General features: G+C 67.2%; 13 protein-coding genes. 7 read left to right on the top strand and 6 right to left on the bottom strand.

Annotated features, from left to right (window positions below):
• The first annotated feature begins 112 nt into the window (after window positions 1-112).
• Window positions 113-1,576: a CCA tRNA nucleotidyltransferase gene (locus ACWD4G_RS11370; RefSeq protein WP_451292443.1), complete on the top strand. Its 1,464-nt coding sequence runs from the start codon at window positions 113-115 to the stop codon at window positions 1,574-1,576.
• A 156-nt stretch (window positions 1,577-1,732) separates the two neighbouring features.
• Here the strand turns inward: ACWD4G_RS11370 and ACWD4G_RS11365 are convergent, their stop codons facing one another.
• The 3 genes from ACWD4G_RS11365 to ACWD4G_RS11355 form a co-directional block, all read right to left on the bottom strand.
• Window positions 1,733-3,022 (bottom strand): MFS transporter, encoded by a 1,290-nt coding sequence (locus ACWD4G_RS11365; protein WP_451292442.1) that lies wholly within the window; start codon window positions 3,020-3,022, stop codon window positions 1,733-1,735.
• 78 nt (window positions 3,023-3,100) lie between these two features.
• Window positions 3,101-4,183 carry an inositol-3-phosphate synthase gene (locus tag ACWD4G_RS11360; RefSeq protein WP_451292441.1) on the bottom strand — a complete coding sequence of 361 codons (1,083 nt, stop codon included), beginning with the start codon at window positions 4,181-4,183 and terminating at the stop codon, window positions 3,101-3,103.
• Window positions 4,184-4,227: 44 nt separating this feature from the next.
• On the bottom strand, window positions 4,228-4,908 hold the full coding sequence (locus tag ACWD4G_RS11355) for a helix-turn-helix transcriptional regulator (protein WP_451292440.1): 681 nt from the start codon (window positions 4,906-4,908) through the stop codon (window positions 4,228-4,230).
• Window positions 4,909-5,281: 373 nt separating this feature from the next.
• On the opposite strand from ACWD4G_RS11355, the gene ACWD4G_RS11350 reads away from it, so the two are divergent.
• A complete protein-coding gene (locus ACWD4G_RS11350; RefSeq protein WP_451292439.1) occupies window positions 5,282-7,951 on the top strand; it encodes a transglycosylase domain-containing protein in 2,670 nt (889 codons plus the stop codon).
• A 186-nt stretch (window positions 7,952-8,137) separates the two neighbouring features.
• Complete coding sequence (locus ACWD4G_RS11345; RefSeq protein WP_451292438.1) at window positions 8,138-9,646, top strand: glycosyltransferase family 87 protein; 1,509 nt, start codon at window positions 8,138-8,140, stop codon at window positions 9,644-9,646.
• Window positions 9,647-9,789: 143 nt separating this feature from the next.
• On the opposite strand, the gene ACWD4G_RS11340 is transcribed toward ACWD4G_RS11345, so the two are convergent.
• The 3 genes from ACWD4G_RS11340 to ACWD4G_RS11330 form a co-directional block, all read right to left on the bottom strand.
• The gene (locus ACWD4G_RS11340; RefSeq protein ID WP_451292437.1) at window positions 9,790-10,821 is read right to left on the bottom strand and encodes an alanine racemase; all 1,032 of its coding nucleotides are present in this window, start codon (window positions 10,819-10,821) and stop codon (window positions 9,790-9,792) included.
• A 64-nt stretch (window positions 10,822-10,885) separates the two neighbouring features.
• Window positions 10,886-12,007 (bottom strand): peptidoglycan bridge formation glycyltransferase FemX, encoded by a 1,122-nt coding sequence (gene femX / locus ACWD4G_RS11335; RefSeq protein ID WP_451292436.1) that lies wholly within the window; start codon window positions 12,005-12,007, stop codon window positions 10,886-10,888.
• A gap of 245 nt (window positions 12,008-12,252) precedes the next feature.
• On the bottom strand, window positions 12,253-12,567 hold the full coding sequence (locus tag ACWD4G_RS11330; protein ID WP_451292435.1) for a hypothetical protein: 315 nt from the start codon (window positions 12,565-12,567) through the stop codon (window positions 12,253-12,255).
• Window positions 12,568-12,831: 264 nt separating this feature from the next.
• On the opposite strand from ACWD4G_RS11330, the gene rpsF reads away from it, so the two are divergent.
• The 4 genes from rpsF to rplI all read left to right on the top strand — a co-directional run bounded on the left by rpsF (window position 12,832) and on the right by rplI (window position 14,564).
• Window positions 12,832-13,122, top strand: a complete 291-nt coding sequence (gene rpsF / locus ACWD4G_RS11325; RefSeq protein ID WP_005482942.1) for a 30S ribosomal protein S6 — start codon at window positions 12,832-12,834, stop codon at window positions 13,120-13,122.
• Between the two features lie 70 nt (window positions 13,123-13,192).
• Window positions 13,193-13,780 (top strand): single-stranded DNA-binding protein, encoded by a 588-nt coding sequence (locus tag ACWD4G_RS11320; RefSeq protein ID WP_451292434.1) that lies wholly within the window; start codon window positions 13,193-13,195, stop codon window positions 13,778-13,780.
• An 82-nt stretch (window positions 13,781-13,862) separates the two neighbouring features.
• The gene (rpsR, locus tag ACWD4G_RS11315) at window positions 13,863-14,099 is read left to right on the top strand and encodes a 30S ribosomal protein S18 (protein WP_003949403.1); all 237 of its coding nucleotides are present in this window, start codon (window positions 13,863-13,865) and stop codon (window positions 14,097-14,099) included.
• Between the two features lie 18 nt (window positions 14,100-14,117).
• Window positions 14,118-14,564: a 50S ribosomal protein L9 gene (gene rplI, locus ACWD4G_RS11310; protein ID WP_142153548.1), complete on the top strand. Its 447-nt coding sequence runs from the start codon at window positions 14,118-14,120 to the stop codon at window positions 14,562-14,564.
• Window positions 14,565-14,673 lie beyond the last annotated feature (109 nt).

Below are 14,673 nucleotides of genomic sequence, written 5' to 3'. Positions count from 1 at the left end.
TCCCGTATGTGCGTGTATCCATGGGCTCGGCAATGGGGTCATCCGCGCGAAGCCCTTGTGCGTATTCAATGGAGGCGACCGCCGCCATCGGGGCCACGTACCCTTTTCTGCTGTGCCGAACGCCAACGAAGTCTCCAGTGCCCTGAGCCAGGTGCAGCGCCGCGCGGTGAGTGAACTGCTGCGGGTCGCCCCTGTCGCCGACGAACTCGCGCGCCGATTCCAGGAGGCCGGGTTCCGCCTCGCGCTGGTCGGCGGCTCGGTCAGGGACGCGCTGCTCGGCCGGCTCGGCAACGACCTGGACTTCACCACGGACGCCCGGCCCGAGGACGTACTGAAGATCGTGCGCCCCTGGGCCGACGCCGTCTGGGACGTCGGCATCGCCTTCGGCACCGTGGGCGCACAGAAGGAAGCCCGCGTCGGAGACGGTGATCGAACCTTCCAGATCGAGATCACGACCTACCGGTCGGAGGCGTACGACCGGACGTCACGCAAACCCGAGGTGTCGTACGGCGACTCGATCGAGGAAGACCTCGTACGCCGTGACTTCACCGTGAACGCGATGGCGGTGGCGCTCCCGCAAAAGGAGTTCATCGACCCGCACGGCGGGCTTGAGGACCTGGCCGCACGTGTCCTGCGCACCCCCGGTACGCCTGAGGAGTCCTTCTCCGACGATCCGCTGCGCATGATGCGGGCCGCGCGTTTCGCCGCCCAGCTGGACTTCGAGGTCGCCCCGGAGGTCGTCTCGGCGATGACCGACATGGCGGGTCGGCTGGAGATCGTCTCGGCGGAGCGGGTGCGGGACGAGCTGAACAAGCTGATCCTCTCCGTCCACCCCCGCAAGGGCCTGGCGCTGATGGTCGACACCGGCCTCGCCGAGCATGTCCTGCCCGAGCTGCCCGCCCTGCGGCTGGAGCGCGACGAGCACCACCGCCACAAGGACGTCTACGACCACACGCTGATCGTGCTGGAGCAGGCGATGGCGCTGGAGGACGGCGGAGCGGACCTCACCCTTCGCCTGGCCGCGCTTCTGCATGACATCGGCAAGCCCCGCACGCGCCGCTTCGAGAAGGACGGCCGGGTCTCGTTCCACCACCACGAGGTGGTGGGCGCCAAGATGACCAAGAAGCGTATGACGGCCCTGAAGTACTCCAACGAGCTCATCAAGGACGTCTCGCGTCTGGTCGAGCTGCATCTGCGCTTTCACGGGTACGGCACCGGGGAGTGGACGGATTCCGCGGTCCGTCGCTATGTCCGTGACGCGGGCCCTCTGCTCGACCGGCTGCACAAGCTGACCCGCTCCGACTGCACCACGCGGAACAAACGCAGGGCGAATGCCCTCTCCCGCGCCTACGACGGTCTGGAGGAGCGGATCGCCCAGCTTCAGGAGCAGGAGGAGTTGGACGCCATTCGCCCGGACCTCGACGGCAACCAGATCATGGAGATTCTGGGTGTCGGCCCCGGCCCCGTCATCGGCCAGGCCTACAAGTTCCTGTTGGAGCTGCGGCTGGAGAACGGGCCGATGGAGCACGACGACGCGGTGGCGGCGTTGAAAGAGTGGTGGGCCCATATGCCCTAGGGCTCTGAGTGGAGACTCTTCCGCCGTCATGGGAGAGCACTGCGGTGCGATGTTTCACGTGAAACAACGCACCGCGCCATGAGCCACGGGGTCGGTTCCAGAGGTTCCGAGAAGTTCCAGAGGCGATGTTTCACGTGAAACATCGCCTCTGCCGTATCAGCGCCGCCTCTGTATCCAGAAGCGGGCCATGGCTGCCGCGCTCACCGCATAGATCACGGCCACGGTGAGAACCAGGGCGGCTGAGCGGCCATCGGGAGGCAGCATCAGAGCGGCGACGGCGGCGGCGCCGACGAAGGCCACATTGAAGAAGACGTCGTAGAGGGAGAAGACCCGACCCCGGAAGCCGTCGTCGACCGAGGACTGGACGATCGTGTCGGTGGAGATCTTCGCTCCTTGAGTGACGAGTCCCAGGACGAACGCCGCGATCAATATGGGCACTTCGGTGAAGGGCAGTCCGAGGGCGGGTTCCAGCACGGCGGCCGCTGTGGCGCAGGTGACGATCCAGAGGACGGGGCCGAGCCGACCGACCGCCCAGGGTGTCAGCACGGCCGCGGCGAAGAATCCCGCACCGGAGATCGCCACGGCGAGCCCGAGGAGGGCGAGCCCCTCGTCGGAGTCGGACGTGCCGGAGGGCGAGGGTGCCCAGGCGTAGCGGCAGAGCATGAGCACCATGACCGTCAGGGCGCCGTAGCAGAAACGCATCAGGGTCATCGAGGCCAGCGCCCAGGCCGCCTCGCGCCGCCTCGGCTCCATGATGTGCCGTACGCCCGCCACCAGGCCCCGTGCCGTACCGGCGATAGCCGCGCCCAGCCGTGGCTGTACCAACTCCGGGTCCGGGCCGAGAAGTTCCCGGGCCATGCGCAGCGACGCGAAAGCCGCGCACAGGTACAGGGCCGAGCCGAGGAGGACCACGGCCGCGTCGGAGTCCCAGCCCACCAGCCGTACGACGAAGGCGAGTCCACCGCCCGCCGTCGCGGCGAGCGTCCCGGCCGTCGGGGAGAGGGAGTTGGCGATCACCAGACGCTCGGCGTCCACCACGCGGGGCAACGCCGCGGAGAGCCCGGCGAGGACGAAGCGGTTGACGGCGGTGACGCAGAGCGCGGAGACGTAGAAGAGCCAGTCGGGTACATGACTCAGGATCAGAACGGCTGTCACGGACGCCAGCAGGGCGCGCAGCAGATTGCCGTACAGCAGGACCTGGCGCCGTCGCCAGCGGTCCAGCAGTACGCCGGCGAAGGGGCCGACGAGGGAGTACGGGAGGAGCAGGACCGCCATCGCGGAGGCGATCGCCGCGGCCGATGTCTGCTTCTCGGGCGAGAAGACGACGTAGGTGGCGAGCGCGACCTGATAGACGCCGTCGGCGCCCTGGGACAGCAGTCGTACGGTCAGCAGACGGCGGAAGTCCCGGAAGCGGAGCAGGACGCGCAGGTCGCGCACGACGGACATGGGGCACAGCCTCACATACGGGGAGGGCCCCCGGGCACGTGACCCGGAGACCCTCGACAGCACACTGCGAACGCTCGGTCAGCGCTCGACCTCTCCCTTGATGAACTTCTCCACGTTCTCGCGGGCCTCGTCGTCGAAGTACTGCACCGGCGGGGACTTCATGAAGTACGAGGACGCCGACAGGACGGGGCCGCCGATGCCGCGGTCCTTGGCGATCTTCGCTGCGCGCAGCGCGTCGATGATGACGCCGGCCGAGTTCGGGGAGTCCCAGACCTCCAGCTTGTACTCCAGGTTCAGCGGGACATCGCCGAAGGCGCGGCCCTCCAGGCGCACATAGGCCCACTTGCGGTCGTCGAGCCAGGCGACATAGTCGGACGGGCCGATGTGGACGTTCTTCTCGCCGAGGTCCCGGTCGGGGATCTGGGAGGTGACGGCCTGGGTCTTGGAGATCTTCTTGGACTCCAGGCGGTCGCGCTCCAGCATGTTCTTGAAGTCCATGTTGCCGCCGACGTTCAGCTGCATCGTGCGGTCCAGGATCACGCCGCGGTCCTCGAACAGCTTCGCCATCACCCGGTGCGTGATGGTCGCGCCGACCTGGGACTTGATGTCGTCGCCGACGATCGGCACGCCCGCCTCGGTGAACTTGTCCGCCCACTCCTTGGTACCGGCGATGAAGACCGGCAGCGCGTTGACGAACGCGACCTTGGCCTCGATGGCGCACTGGGCGTAGAACTTCGCCGCGTCCTCGGAGCCCACCGGCAGATAGCAGACGAGGACGTCCACCTCGCGGTCCTTGAGGACCTGTACGACGTCGACCGGGGCCTCGGCCGACTCCCCGATGGTCTCTCGGTAGTACTTGCCGAGACCGTCGAGCGTGTGGCCGCGCTGCACGGTCACACCCGTGGTGGGCACATCGCAGATCTTGATGGTGTTGTTCTCGGAGGCGCCGATGGCGTCGGCGAGGTCGAGACCGACCTTCTTGGCGTCGACGTCGAACGCGGCGACGAACTCGACGTCGCGGACGTGGTAGTCGCCGAACTGCACATGCATCAGGCCCGGGACCTTGGACGCCGGGTCGGCGTCCTTGTAGTACTCGACTCCCTGCACCAGCGACGCGGCGCAGTTGCCCACACCGACGATGGCTACGCGAACCGAACCCATTCCGGTTGCTCCCTGTGTGTACGAGTGAGGTCCTGGCAGGGACCTCACGTGGTGGTGTCGCCGGGCGCATCCGGACCGGGGGTGTCCCCGGGCCGGGGCAGGGCGCCCGGCGCTCCCTCTGTGGTGTCGCGAGCGGACTCTCCATGGGCGGGGCCCTTCAGGTCCCGGCCCGCCCGCTCGCTCTCGATGAGCTCGTTCAGCCAGCGCACTTCGCGCTCCACGGACTCCATCCCATGGCGCTGGAGCTCAAGCGTGTAGTCGTCAAGGCGCTCGCGGGTGCGTGCCAGGGAGGCACGCATCTTCTCCAGCCGTTCCTCCAAACGGCTGCGACGGCCCTCCAGCACGCGCATGCGCACATCGCGGGAGGTCTGCCCGAAGAACGCGAAGCGAGCCGCGAAGGTCTCGTCCTCATAGGCGTCCGGGCCCGTCTGCGAGAGCAGCTCCTCGAAGTGCTCCTTACCTTCCGCCGTCAACCGGTAGACGATCTTTGCACGGCGGCCCGTGAGCGGGGCGGCGGGAGCGTCGCCCTGGGTACCGCCCGGCTCCTCGATCAACCAGCCGTTGGCGACCAGCGTCTTGAGGCAGGGGTAGAGCGTCCCGTAGCTGAACGCGCGGAACACACCCAGGGATGTATTGAGTCGTTTACGCAGCTCATAGCCGTGCATCGGGGCTTCGCGGAGCAGGCCGAGGACGGCGAACTCAAGTATCCCGGAGCGCCGGCTCATGTCGCCTCCTCTTCACCGCCTGCCTCACCGACACATCGTTATGCCGAGCTGATGTATCGACTCGATACATCTCGACGATAGAACGCCTCTCCGGGTGCGACAAGTGGGTGTGCGGTGAACGGGATCACATCACCGATTAGTAGGAAGCAAGTTGCCTGGTTTGGGATGAAGTTCGGTGCTCAGTGGGTTTTGGCGGTGCGTAGTCTGTGCGGCATGCACATCACTGGGAGCCGAGTGACGTTTGAGCACGTCGTGGTCCTGGGTGCGGTACGGATGAATGCCAGCACGACCGCATCCGTACTTCGGGGGGACCGGAAACCAGCCGCCGTTTCCAGGCGCGCACGGGTGCGCCTGCCCGAGGAGTAGTCGTTCGATGAGCGAGCACCGTCGCAAACCGCCGCAGCCGCAGGGCGGCGGACGTGCCGCGGCCCGACGCGGCCAGTCGGCGTCCTCCGGCCGCCGCGCGGCACCGCGGGGCAACACCGGGTCACTTTCCGATACGTATGGCACGGGAGGTGATGAGAGCCCGTACGAGGGTCGTGCAGCGGCCCGGCGGGCGGCGCAGAGAAGCACAGGCACCGGCGGTGGCCGCCGTCGGGCGGCCGAGCCCGAGGGGCGCGGTCCCGGCGGCCGTGGTCGTGGACGGGCCGCTCCCCCCGGCAGGAAGCGCTTCATCGACTACCCGCGCGCCGGCAAGTACGGGGCGATGCGGTGGGTGCCGTCATGGCGTCAGGTGACGGGGCTGTGCATCGGGTTCTTCGGTTGTCTGGTGGCGGCGGCCGGTATCGGCTACGCGGTCGTGGCCGTCCCCAACCCGGCCGAGGCCGCGACCGCGCAGAACAACGTGTACTACTGGGCGGACGGCTCCCAGATGGTCGCGACGGGTGGTGAGGTCAACCGCCAGATCATCGCCTACGAGAAGATCCCCAAGGAGATGCGCTACGCCGTCATGTCGGCCGAGAACAAGACGTTCGAGACCGACAGCGGCGTCGACCCGATGGGTATCGCCCGTGCCGTCGTCAACATGGCCAAGGGCGGCCAGACGCAGGGTGGTTCGACCATCACCCAGCAGTACGTGAAGAACGCCATGCTCGACGACCAGTCGCAGACGCTGTCGCGCAAGGCCAAGGAGCTCTTCATCTCGGTGAAGGTGGGTGCCCAGGTCTCCAAGGAGGAGATCATGCGGGGCTACCTGAACACCGCCTACTTCGGCCGTGGTGCCTACGGCCTCCAGGCGGCGGCCCGCACCTACTTCGGCAAGGACGCGGAGGACCTCAACGCGAGCGAGTGCGCGTTCCTCGCCGCGCTCCTCAAGGGCGCCACGTACTACGACCCGGCGGGCAACACGGCGTACGATCCGGCGGCCACGGCCCAGGCGAACACCAAGCGGGCCACGGAACGCTGGAAGTGGATTCTCAACGAGATGGTCAAGGACGGTCACCTGCCGCAGGCGGAGCTGGCCAAGTACACCGAGTTCCCCAAGATCCAGAAGCCTCGGTCCAACGCCCAGCTCGGCGGCCAGATCGGTTACCTGGTCGATACGGCCAAGGGGTACGTCCTCAACAACACCGAGATCACTCAGAGCCAGCTCGACCGGGGCGGCTACGAGATCCACACGACCTTCGACAAGAAGAAGGTCCAGGAGCTCGAGAAGGCCGTGAACAAGGTCCGCAAGGAGAACATCAAGCCGAAGGAGCGGCCGAAGACGGACACCCATGTCCAGTTCGGTGGCGCGTCGGTGAACCCGAAGACGGGTGCCATCGAGGCGATCTACGGCGGTGAGGACGCCACCAAGCACTTCACCAACAACGCCGACGTCACCGGTGCGCAGGTCGGCTCGACCTTCAAGCCGTTCGTCCTGGCGGCGGCCATGACCTGGGGCAAGCGCGATCCCGATCTCGGGGAGTCGCAGGCGCAGGACGAGGTCACCATCGTCTCGCCGAAGAGCCTCTACAGCGGCAAGAACAACCTCAAGATCAGGGACTACAACGGCGAGATCTGGACCAACGAAGAGGGCAAGGAGTGGCTGCAGGCCAACGACGACGACGAGTCGTACGGCAGCCCGCCGAAGTACCAGATCGATCTCCGTGAGGCGATGCGGGTCTCGGCGAACTCCGCCTTCGTACAGCTGGGCATGGACGTCGGCCTGGACCGGGTCAAGGAAGCGGCCATCGAGGCGGGGCTCAAGCCCGACAGCCTGACCGGCACCACCTTCCCGTCCTTCTCCATCGGTATCTCCGACCCCAGCGCGATCCGTATGGCGGGTTCGTACGCGACCTTCGCCGCCAGCGGTAAGCAGAACGACCCCTTCTCGGTGAAGACGGTCGAGCACGAGGGCCTGACCATGTTCGACCACGAGGACGTCGCCGACACCAAGCAGGCGTTCACACCGGAGGTCGCCGACAACGTCACCGACGTGCTCAAGACCGTCGTCGACGAGGGAACGGGTACCTCGGCCCAGCTGTCAGGACGTGAGGTGGCCGGCAAGACCGGTACCACCGACGGCAACAAGTCGGCCTGGTTCGTCGGCTACACGCCCCAGCTCTCCACGGCGATCAGCATGTACCGCATGGACGACGACGAGTCCAACAAGAACCGCACGTTCTTGGAGATGTACGGCACGGGTGGCCAGGAGACGATCCACGGTGCCTCGTTCCCGGCCGAGATCTGGCACGACTACATGGAGGACGCCCTCAAGGGTGTGCCGGCGAAGGACTTCCCGACGCCTGAGCCCATCGGTGAGATCGTCAACGACGACCCGGACCCGACCCCGACTCCGACGCCGAGCGAGACCGAGGAGGAGACTCCGGAGCCGAGCCCGACGCCGACCGAGACGGAGCCCTCGCCTTCGCCCACGCCCACGGAGACCTGCCTCAACCCGTTCGACCCCACCTGTGAGGACACCGGGGCCACGGACACCAGCGGTGGCACGGACACCTCGGGCACCGACGGCGGGGTGAGTCCGACACCGACGGAGACCGAGGACGATACGAACGGCAATCAGAACGGGAACGGAGGACTCTTCGAAGGCGCCAACGGATAGCTCGACGTCCGGTAGAGGACGTTTCACGTGAAACATGGGCCATCGCACCGATCGGGTGCGATGGCCCATGTCATGTCGGCCCGTATGTGGGCGAGCCGGGCCGGCGGGATGTTTCACGTGAAACATGACCGTCCCAGACGATGGGATACAGCAGTCCTCGGCGTATTCCTAGGCGCGTACGGCAGGATGTGCGGCATGCCCAGTGCGGAGACGACGCGAGTGAGCGTGGACGAGCCGGAGCCGGTGCGCCCGACCAAGGAGGACGAGGTCGCTGCGACCGGCAGTGAGCTGATCGGCGGCCCGATCGGGCGGCGTGCCCTGCTCGGATCGTCCTGGTGGACCCCCGTGCGGATCGTCGCGCTCGTCGCGATCGGCATGTTCGCGCTCGGCATGGTGCAGAAGCTGCCCTGCTACGACGACGCGTGGTTCTTCGGTGCCAGCTCCCAGTACACGCACGCCTGCTACTCGGACATCCCGCACCTCTACCAGGGACGCGGCTTCGCCGACGGGCTGGTGCCGTACTTCGACAAGATCCCCGGTGACATGGAGTACCTCGAGTACCCGGTGCTCACCGGTGTGTTCATGGAGGTCGCCGCCTGGCTCACCCCGGGCAGTGGCACCATCCAGGAACAAGAGCAGTGGTACTGGATGGTCAACGCCGGGATGCTGATGGCGTGTGCGGCGGTCATCGCCGTCTGCTGCGCACGTATTCACCGCCGGAGGCCCTGGGACGGCCTTCTGATGGCCCTGGCGCCCGCCTTCGCCCTGACAGCCACCATCAACTGGGATCTGCTCGCTGTGGCCCTGTTGGCCGCCGCGATGCTGATGTGGTCGCGGCAGCGCCCCCTCGCCTTCGGTGTTCTCATCGGGCTGGCCACGGCTGCCAAGTTCTACCCGTTCCTGGTGCTCGGACCGCTCTTCCTCCTGTGCTGGCGGGCGGGCAGGTGGCGGGAGTTCGGCACCGCGCTGCTCGCCGCCGTCGGCGCCTGGCTCGCGGTGAACCTTCCCGTGATGCTTCTGGCGCCCGACGGGTGGGCCAAGTTCTACCGCTTCAGTCAGGAGCGCGGCGTCGACTTCGGCTCGTTCTTCCTTGTCATCTCGCAGCGGATGAACATCCAGATCACCCCGGAGACGGCGAACGCCTACGCGATGATCGCCATGCTGCTGGTCTGCGCCGGCATCGCGGCACTCACGCTGACCGCCCCGCGTCGGCCCCGCTTCGCCCAGCTGGCCTTCCTGATCGTCGCGGCCTTCATCATCACCAACAAGGTCTACTCGCCGCAGTACGTGCTCTGGCTGGTGCCGCTCGCCGCGCTGGCCCGGCCCCGCTGGCGGGACTTCCTGATCTGGCAGGCGTGCGAGGTCGCGTACTACCTGGGCATCTGGATGTACCTCGCGTACACGACGAGCGGTGACGCCCACAAGGGACTGCCCGCGGAGGGCTACCACGTGGCCATCATGGCCCACCTGTTGGGGACGCTGTACCTGTGCGCGATCGTCGTGCGCGACATCCTGATGCCGGAGCGGGACATGGTGCGCCGTGCCGGTGACGACGACCCGTCCGGCGGTGTCCTGGACGGTGCCGAGGATGTCCATGTCTACGGTGCCGCCGCCCATCCCCCACGTCATGCGGCGCACTTCGAGGGGCCGCCCGTCGAGTGGGGCACACAGGGCCCCGCAGACGGTTCGCCCTGAGCGAACACCCCAGGTGGAACACATGCCGAAGGCCGTACACGAGGTTCTCCGTGTACGGCCTTCGGCATGTCGGGGGGCGGGCTGCCGCGGGGCGGGCGGTCATGCCCCGCAGAACCGCCGTTTTCGCGCCTGAGGGCGGTGGCTCAGCGGTCGACCATGCGGTCGAACTGCGTGGTGGTGTGCCGCAGATGGGCCACCAGCTCTTCGCCGACCTTGGGCTCGGGGGCGTCGGAGGGCACGAAGAGGATCGACACCTGCATGTGCGGGGGCTCGGCGAACCAGCGCTGCTTGCCGCCCCACACGAACGGCGAAAGGTTCCGGTTGACCGTCGCCAGACCGGCCCGGGCGACACCCTTGGCACGCGGCATGACGCCGTGCATCGCCTTGGGGGCCTCCAGACCCACACCGTGCGACGTACCGCCCGCCACGACCACCAGGAAGCCGTCCGAGGCTGCCTTCTGCTGCCGATAGCCGAAGCGGTCGCCCTTGGCGACCCGGGTGACGTCCAGGACCGCCCCGCGGTACTCGGTGGCGTCGTGGTCGCCCAGCCACAGCCGGGTGCCGATCCGGGCCCGGAAGCGGGTCTGGGGGAACTGCTGCTGGAGCCGGACGAGTTCCTCGGCCTTGAGGTGGCTGACGAACATGGTGTGCAGCGGGAGACGGGCCGCACGCAGCCGGTCCATCCAGCCGATGACCTCCTCGACGGCGTCGGAGCCGTCGGTACGGTCCAGCGGCAGATGGATGGCGAAGCCCTCCAGACGCACGTTCTCTATGGCGGCGTGCAGCTGCGGCAGTTCCTGCTCGCTCACGCCGTGTCGTTTCATCGAGGACATCACCTCGATGACGACACGGGCACCCACCAGGCCGTACACGCCGTCGACCGACGACACGGAGCGGATGACGCGGTCGGGCAGCGGCACGGGCTCCTCGGCGCGTCGGTACGGCGTCAGCACCAGCAGGTCACCGCTGAACCAGTCCTTGATCCGGGCTGCCTCGTACGTCGTGCCGACGGCGAGGATGTCGGCGCCGAGCCGCGTGGCCTCCTCCGCCAGCTTCTCGTGTCCGAAGCCGTAACCGTTGCCCTTGCAGACCGGGACGAGCCCCGGGAACTGCTCCTGGACGTGCTTGTGGTGTGCCCGCCAGCGCGCGGTGTCGACGTAGAGCGTGAGCGCCATGGCCGGTCCCGGAACCTTTCTCGTGGCTGCGGTGTATCAGAGGTATGGAAGCAAAAAAGGGGCGTCAGCGGCGCGACATGTAGATGTCGAGCGCCTTGTGGAGCAGTTTGTTGAGCGGGAAGTCCCACTCGCCGAGGTATTCGGCGGCCTGACCGCCCGTGCCCACCTTGAACTGGATCAGGCCGAAGAGGTGGTCCGTCTCGTCCAGCGAGTCGGAGATGCCACGCAGGTCGTAGACGGTCGCGCCGAGGGCGTAGGCGTCGCGGAGCATCCGCCACTGCATCGCGTTCGAGGGCCGGACCTCGCGTCCGATGTTGTCCGAGGCACCGTACGAGTACCAGACGTGCCCGCCGACGACCAGCATCGTCGCGGCCGACAGGTTCACGCCGTTGTGCCGCGCGAAGTAGAGCCGCATGCGGTTGGGGTCCTCGGTGTTGAGGGCCGTCCACATACGCTGGAAGTACGACAGCGGGCGGGGCCGGAAGCGGTCGCGCACAGCCGTGATCTCGTACAGCCGCTGCCACTCCTCCAGCTCGTGGTAGCCGCCCTGGACGACCTCGACGCCTGCCTTCTCGGCCTTCTTGATGTTGCGGCGCCACAGCTGGTTGAAGTTCTTGTGGACCTCTTCCAGGGAGCGGTTGGCGAGCGGCACCTGGTAGACGTAGCGGGGCTGTACGTCGCCGAAGCCGGCCCCGCCGTCCTCGCCCTGCTGCCAGCCCATACGACGCAGCTTGTCGGCGACCTCGAACGCACGCGGCTCGATGAAGTCGGCCTCGATGTCGCGCAGCCGCTTCACGTCCGGGTTCTGAATACCTGCCTTGATGGACGTGGCCTCCCAGCGCCGGATGATGACCGGCGGACCCATCTTCACCGAGAAGGCGCCCTGGTGCTTCAGATGGGCGAGCATCGGTTCCAGCCAGTCCGTCAGATTCGGCGCGTACCAGTTGATGACCGGGCCCTCGGGCAGATAGGCGAGATAGCGCTTGATCTTGGGCAGCTGGCGGTACAGCACCAGCCCGGCACCGACCAGCTCACCCGTCCTGCCGTCGAACCACCCGAGGCTCTCGGAGCGCCACTCGGCCTTGACATCGGCCCAGGCCGGGACCTGCATGTGGCTCGCCGAAGGCAGGCTCTGGATGTACGCCAGATGCTGCTCTCGACTGATCGTCCTCAGGGTCAGGCTCATTCGGGGCGCTCCTCGGGCTGGTGTGTCCCCATGGGTACAGGGGCTCCGGCTCTCGCGCCGAAGCCTACTGCGCCCTGCGAGCGCCTCGAATGGCCGTATGGAACCTGGAGCCCGGCCGACAGGCGGTCAGGACGCCGGGCGGTCTTGTCCGGCCGCTCGGCCCTATGGGGTACGACGCCCCCGAGATGGAGTACGGCGGCCCCGAAAGGCCGCCGCCCGTCAGCCGCGCGGTCGCTGACGCGGAGTCAGCCGATGACCCCGCCGAAGAGGCCTCCATGGGCCATACCGAGGAAGAAACCGACCGCCGAGGCACCGAGGCCCACGATCAGACCGAAGCGTTCACGGGTCGTCTCGGAGATGAACTGCCCGTACGCGCCGGTGATGATCCCCACCAGACCCGTCCAGGAACTGAGCAGGTGAAGGTGGTGGAACATCGCCGTGATGAAGGAGACCGCCCCGAGTACGAGCGTCACGGCGAGCAGGGTGTCCTGCACTGGGTGGGGCTTGTCGTCGGTGGCGAACAGGGAGCCGGCGATGTTGGGTCGCAATGTCTGTGCCATAGGGCACCTCCTGCGGAAGGCGGCGCATCGTAGCGCCATACACACCCGATGTGTACAGATTGACGGTCCTCACCGTCGGATTTCAACCGGAAGCAGGTGTGCGGGTAGTCTGTACCGTCTGCACCGGTGTCTGCCCAGGCCATGACAGGGGAATCCTCGCGGGAACCCCGATTGTCAGTGGCGGCCGATACCGTTGCGTACGCATCACGACCCTCCTGCCACGGAACGACCGTGGCCGCTGAGTCCAAAGGAGGTGGGTTCCACATGCGTCACTACGAGGTGATGGTCATCCTCGACCCCGATCTGGAGGAGCGCGCTGTCGCCCCCCTGATCGAGAACTTCCTCTCCGTCGTCCGTGAGGGCAACGGCAAGGTCGAGAAGGTCGACACCTGGGGCCGTCGTCGTCTCTCGTACGAGATCAAGAAGAAGCCCGAGGGCATCTACTCGGTCATCGACCTGCAGGCCGAGCCTGCGGTCGTCAAGGAGCTCGACCGCCAGATGAACCTGAACGAGTCGGTCCTCCGGACCAAGGTCCTCCGCCCCGAGACCCACTGAGCTTCCCGCTCAGCTGATCTCGGGAACCGAGTAGCAGCACAAGCCAGCAAACCCGCCGAGAGGTTCACCCATGGCAGGCGAGACCGTCATCACGGTCGTCGGCAATCTTGTCGACGACCCCGAGCTGCGCTTCACCCCCTCCGGTGCGGCGGTCGCGAAGTTCCGTGTCGCGTCCACCCCCCGCACCTTCGACCGTCAGACGAACGAGTGGAAGGACGGCGAGAGCCTCTTCCTCACCTGCTCGGTCTGGCGTCAGGCGGCGGAGAACATCGCGGAGTCGCTCCAGCGAGGCATGCGCGTCATCGTGCAGGGCCGGCTGAAGCAGCGGTCCTACGAGGACCGTGAGGGCGTCAAGCGCACGGTCTACGAGCTGGACGTCGAGGAAGTCGGCGCCAGCCTGCGCAACGCCACGGCCAAGGTCACCAAGACCGCCGCGGGCGGCGGCCGAGGCGGCCAGGGCGGTTACGGCGGCGGTGGCGGCCAGGGTGGCGGCGGCTGGGGCTCAGGCCCCGGTGGCGGCCAGCAGGGTGGCGGCGCTCCCGCCGACGACCCGTGGGCCACCAGCGCTCCCGCCGGTAACCAGGGCGGTGGCGGCGGCTGGGGTGGAAACTCCGGCGGCGGCGGTGGCGGCGGCTACTCGGACGAGCCCCCCTTCTAGGACCGATCGGACCGGGGCACCGGTTCTTGAGGCCGAGGGCGGGGTCGTACCCCCAACTTCTTGATCACACAGGAGAAACACCATGGCGAAGCCGCCTGTGCGCAAGCCGAAGAAGAAGGTCTGCGCTTTCTGCAAGGACAAGGTCACGTACGTGGACTACAAGGACACGAACATGCTGCGGAAGTTCATTTCCGACCGTGGCAAGATCCGTGCCCGCCGCGTGACCGGCAACTGCACGCAGCACCAGCGTGACGTCGCCACGGCCGTCAAGAACAGCCGTGAGATGGCGCTGCTGCCCTACACCTCCACCGCGCGCTAAGGGAAGGGTGACCGACACATGAAGATCATCCTCACCCACGAGGTCTCCGGCCTCGGTGCCGCGGGCGACGTCGTCGACGTCAAGGACGGTTACGCTCGCAACTACCTGATCCCGCGGAAGTTCGCGATCCGCTGGACCAAGGGCGGCGAGAAGGACGTCGAGCAGATCCGTCGTGCTCGCAAGATCCACGAGATCCAGACCATCGAGCAGGCCAACCAGGTCAAGGGCCAGCTTGAGGCCGTCAAGGTCCGTCTGGCCGTCCGCTCCGGCGACGCCGGTCGTCTCTTCGGTTCCGTCACCCCGGCCGACATCGCCTCCGCGATCAAGGCTTCCGGTGGCCCCGAGGTCGACAAGCGCCGCATCGAGCTGACTGCTCCGATCAAGACGCTGGGCGCCCACGAGACGTCCGTGCGTCTGCACCCCGAGGTTGCCGCCAAGGTCAACATCGAGGTTGTCGCGGCCTAAACGCTGCGCTCCGCTGAAGCGGTCGTGTGGGGCCGCACCCTGTTGAGGGGTGCGGCCCCACACGCTTTGTCGGCCCATGTATTCGTGTTTCACGTGAAACAGCGTGAAG

The organism is Streptomyces sp. NPDC002643 (assembly GCF_053592555.1).
Note: the sequence above shows the minus strand (reverse complement) of the source record. Positions and strands in the feature narration are given on the sequence as shown.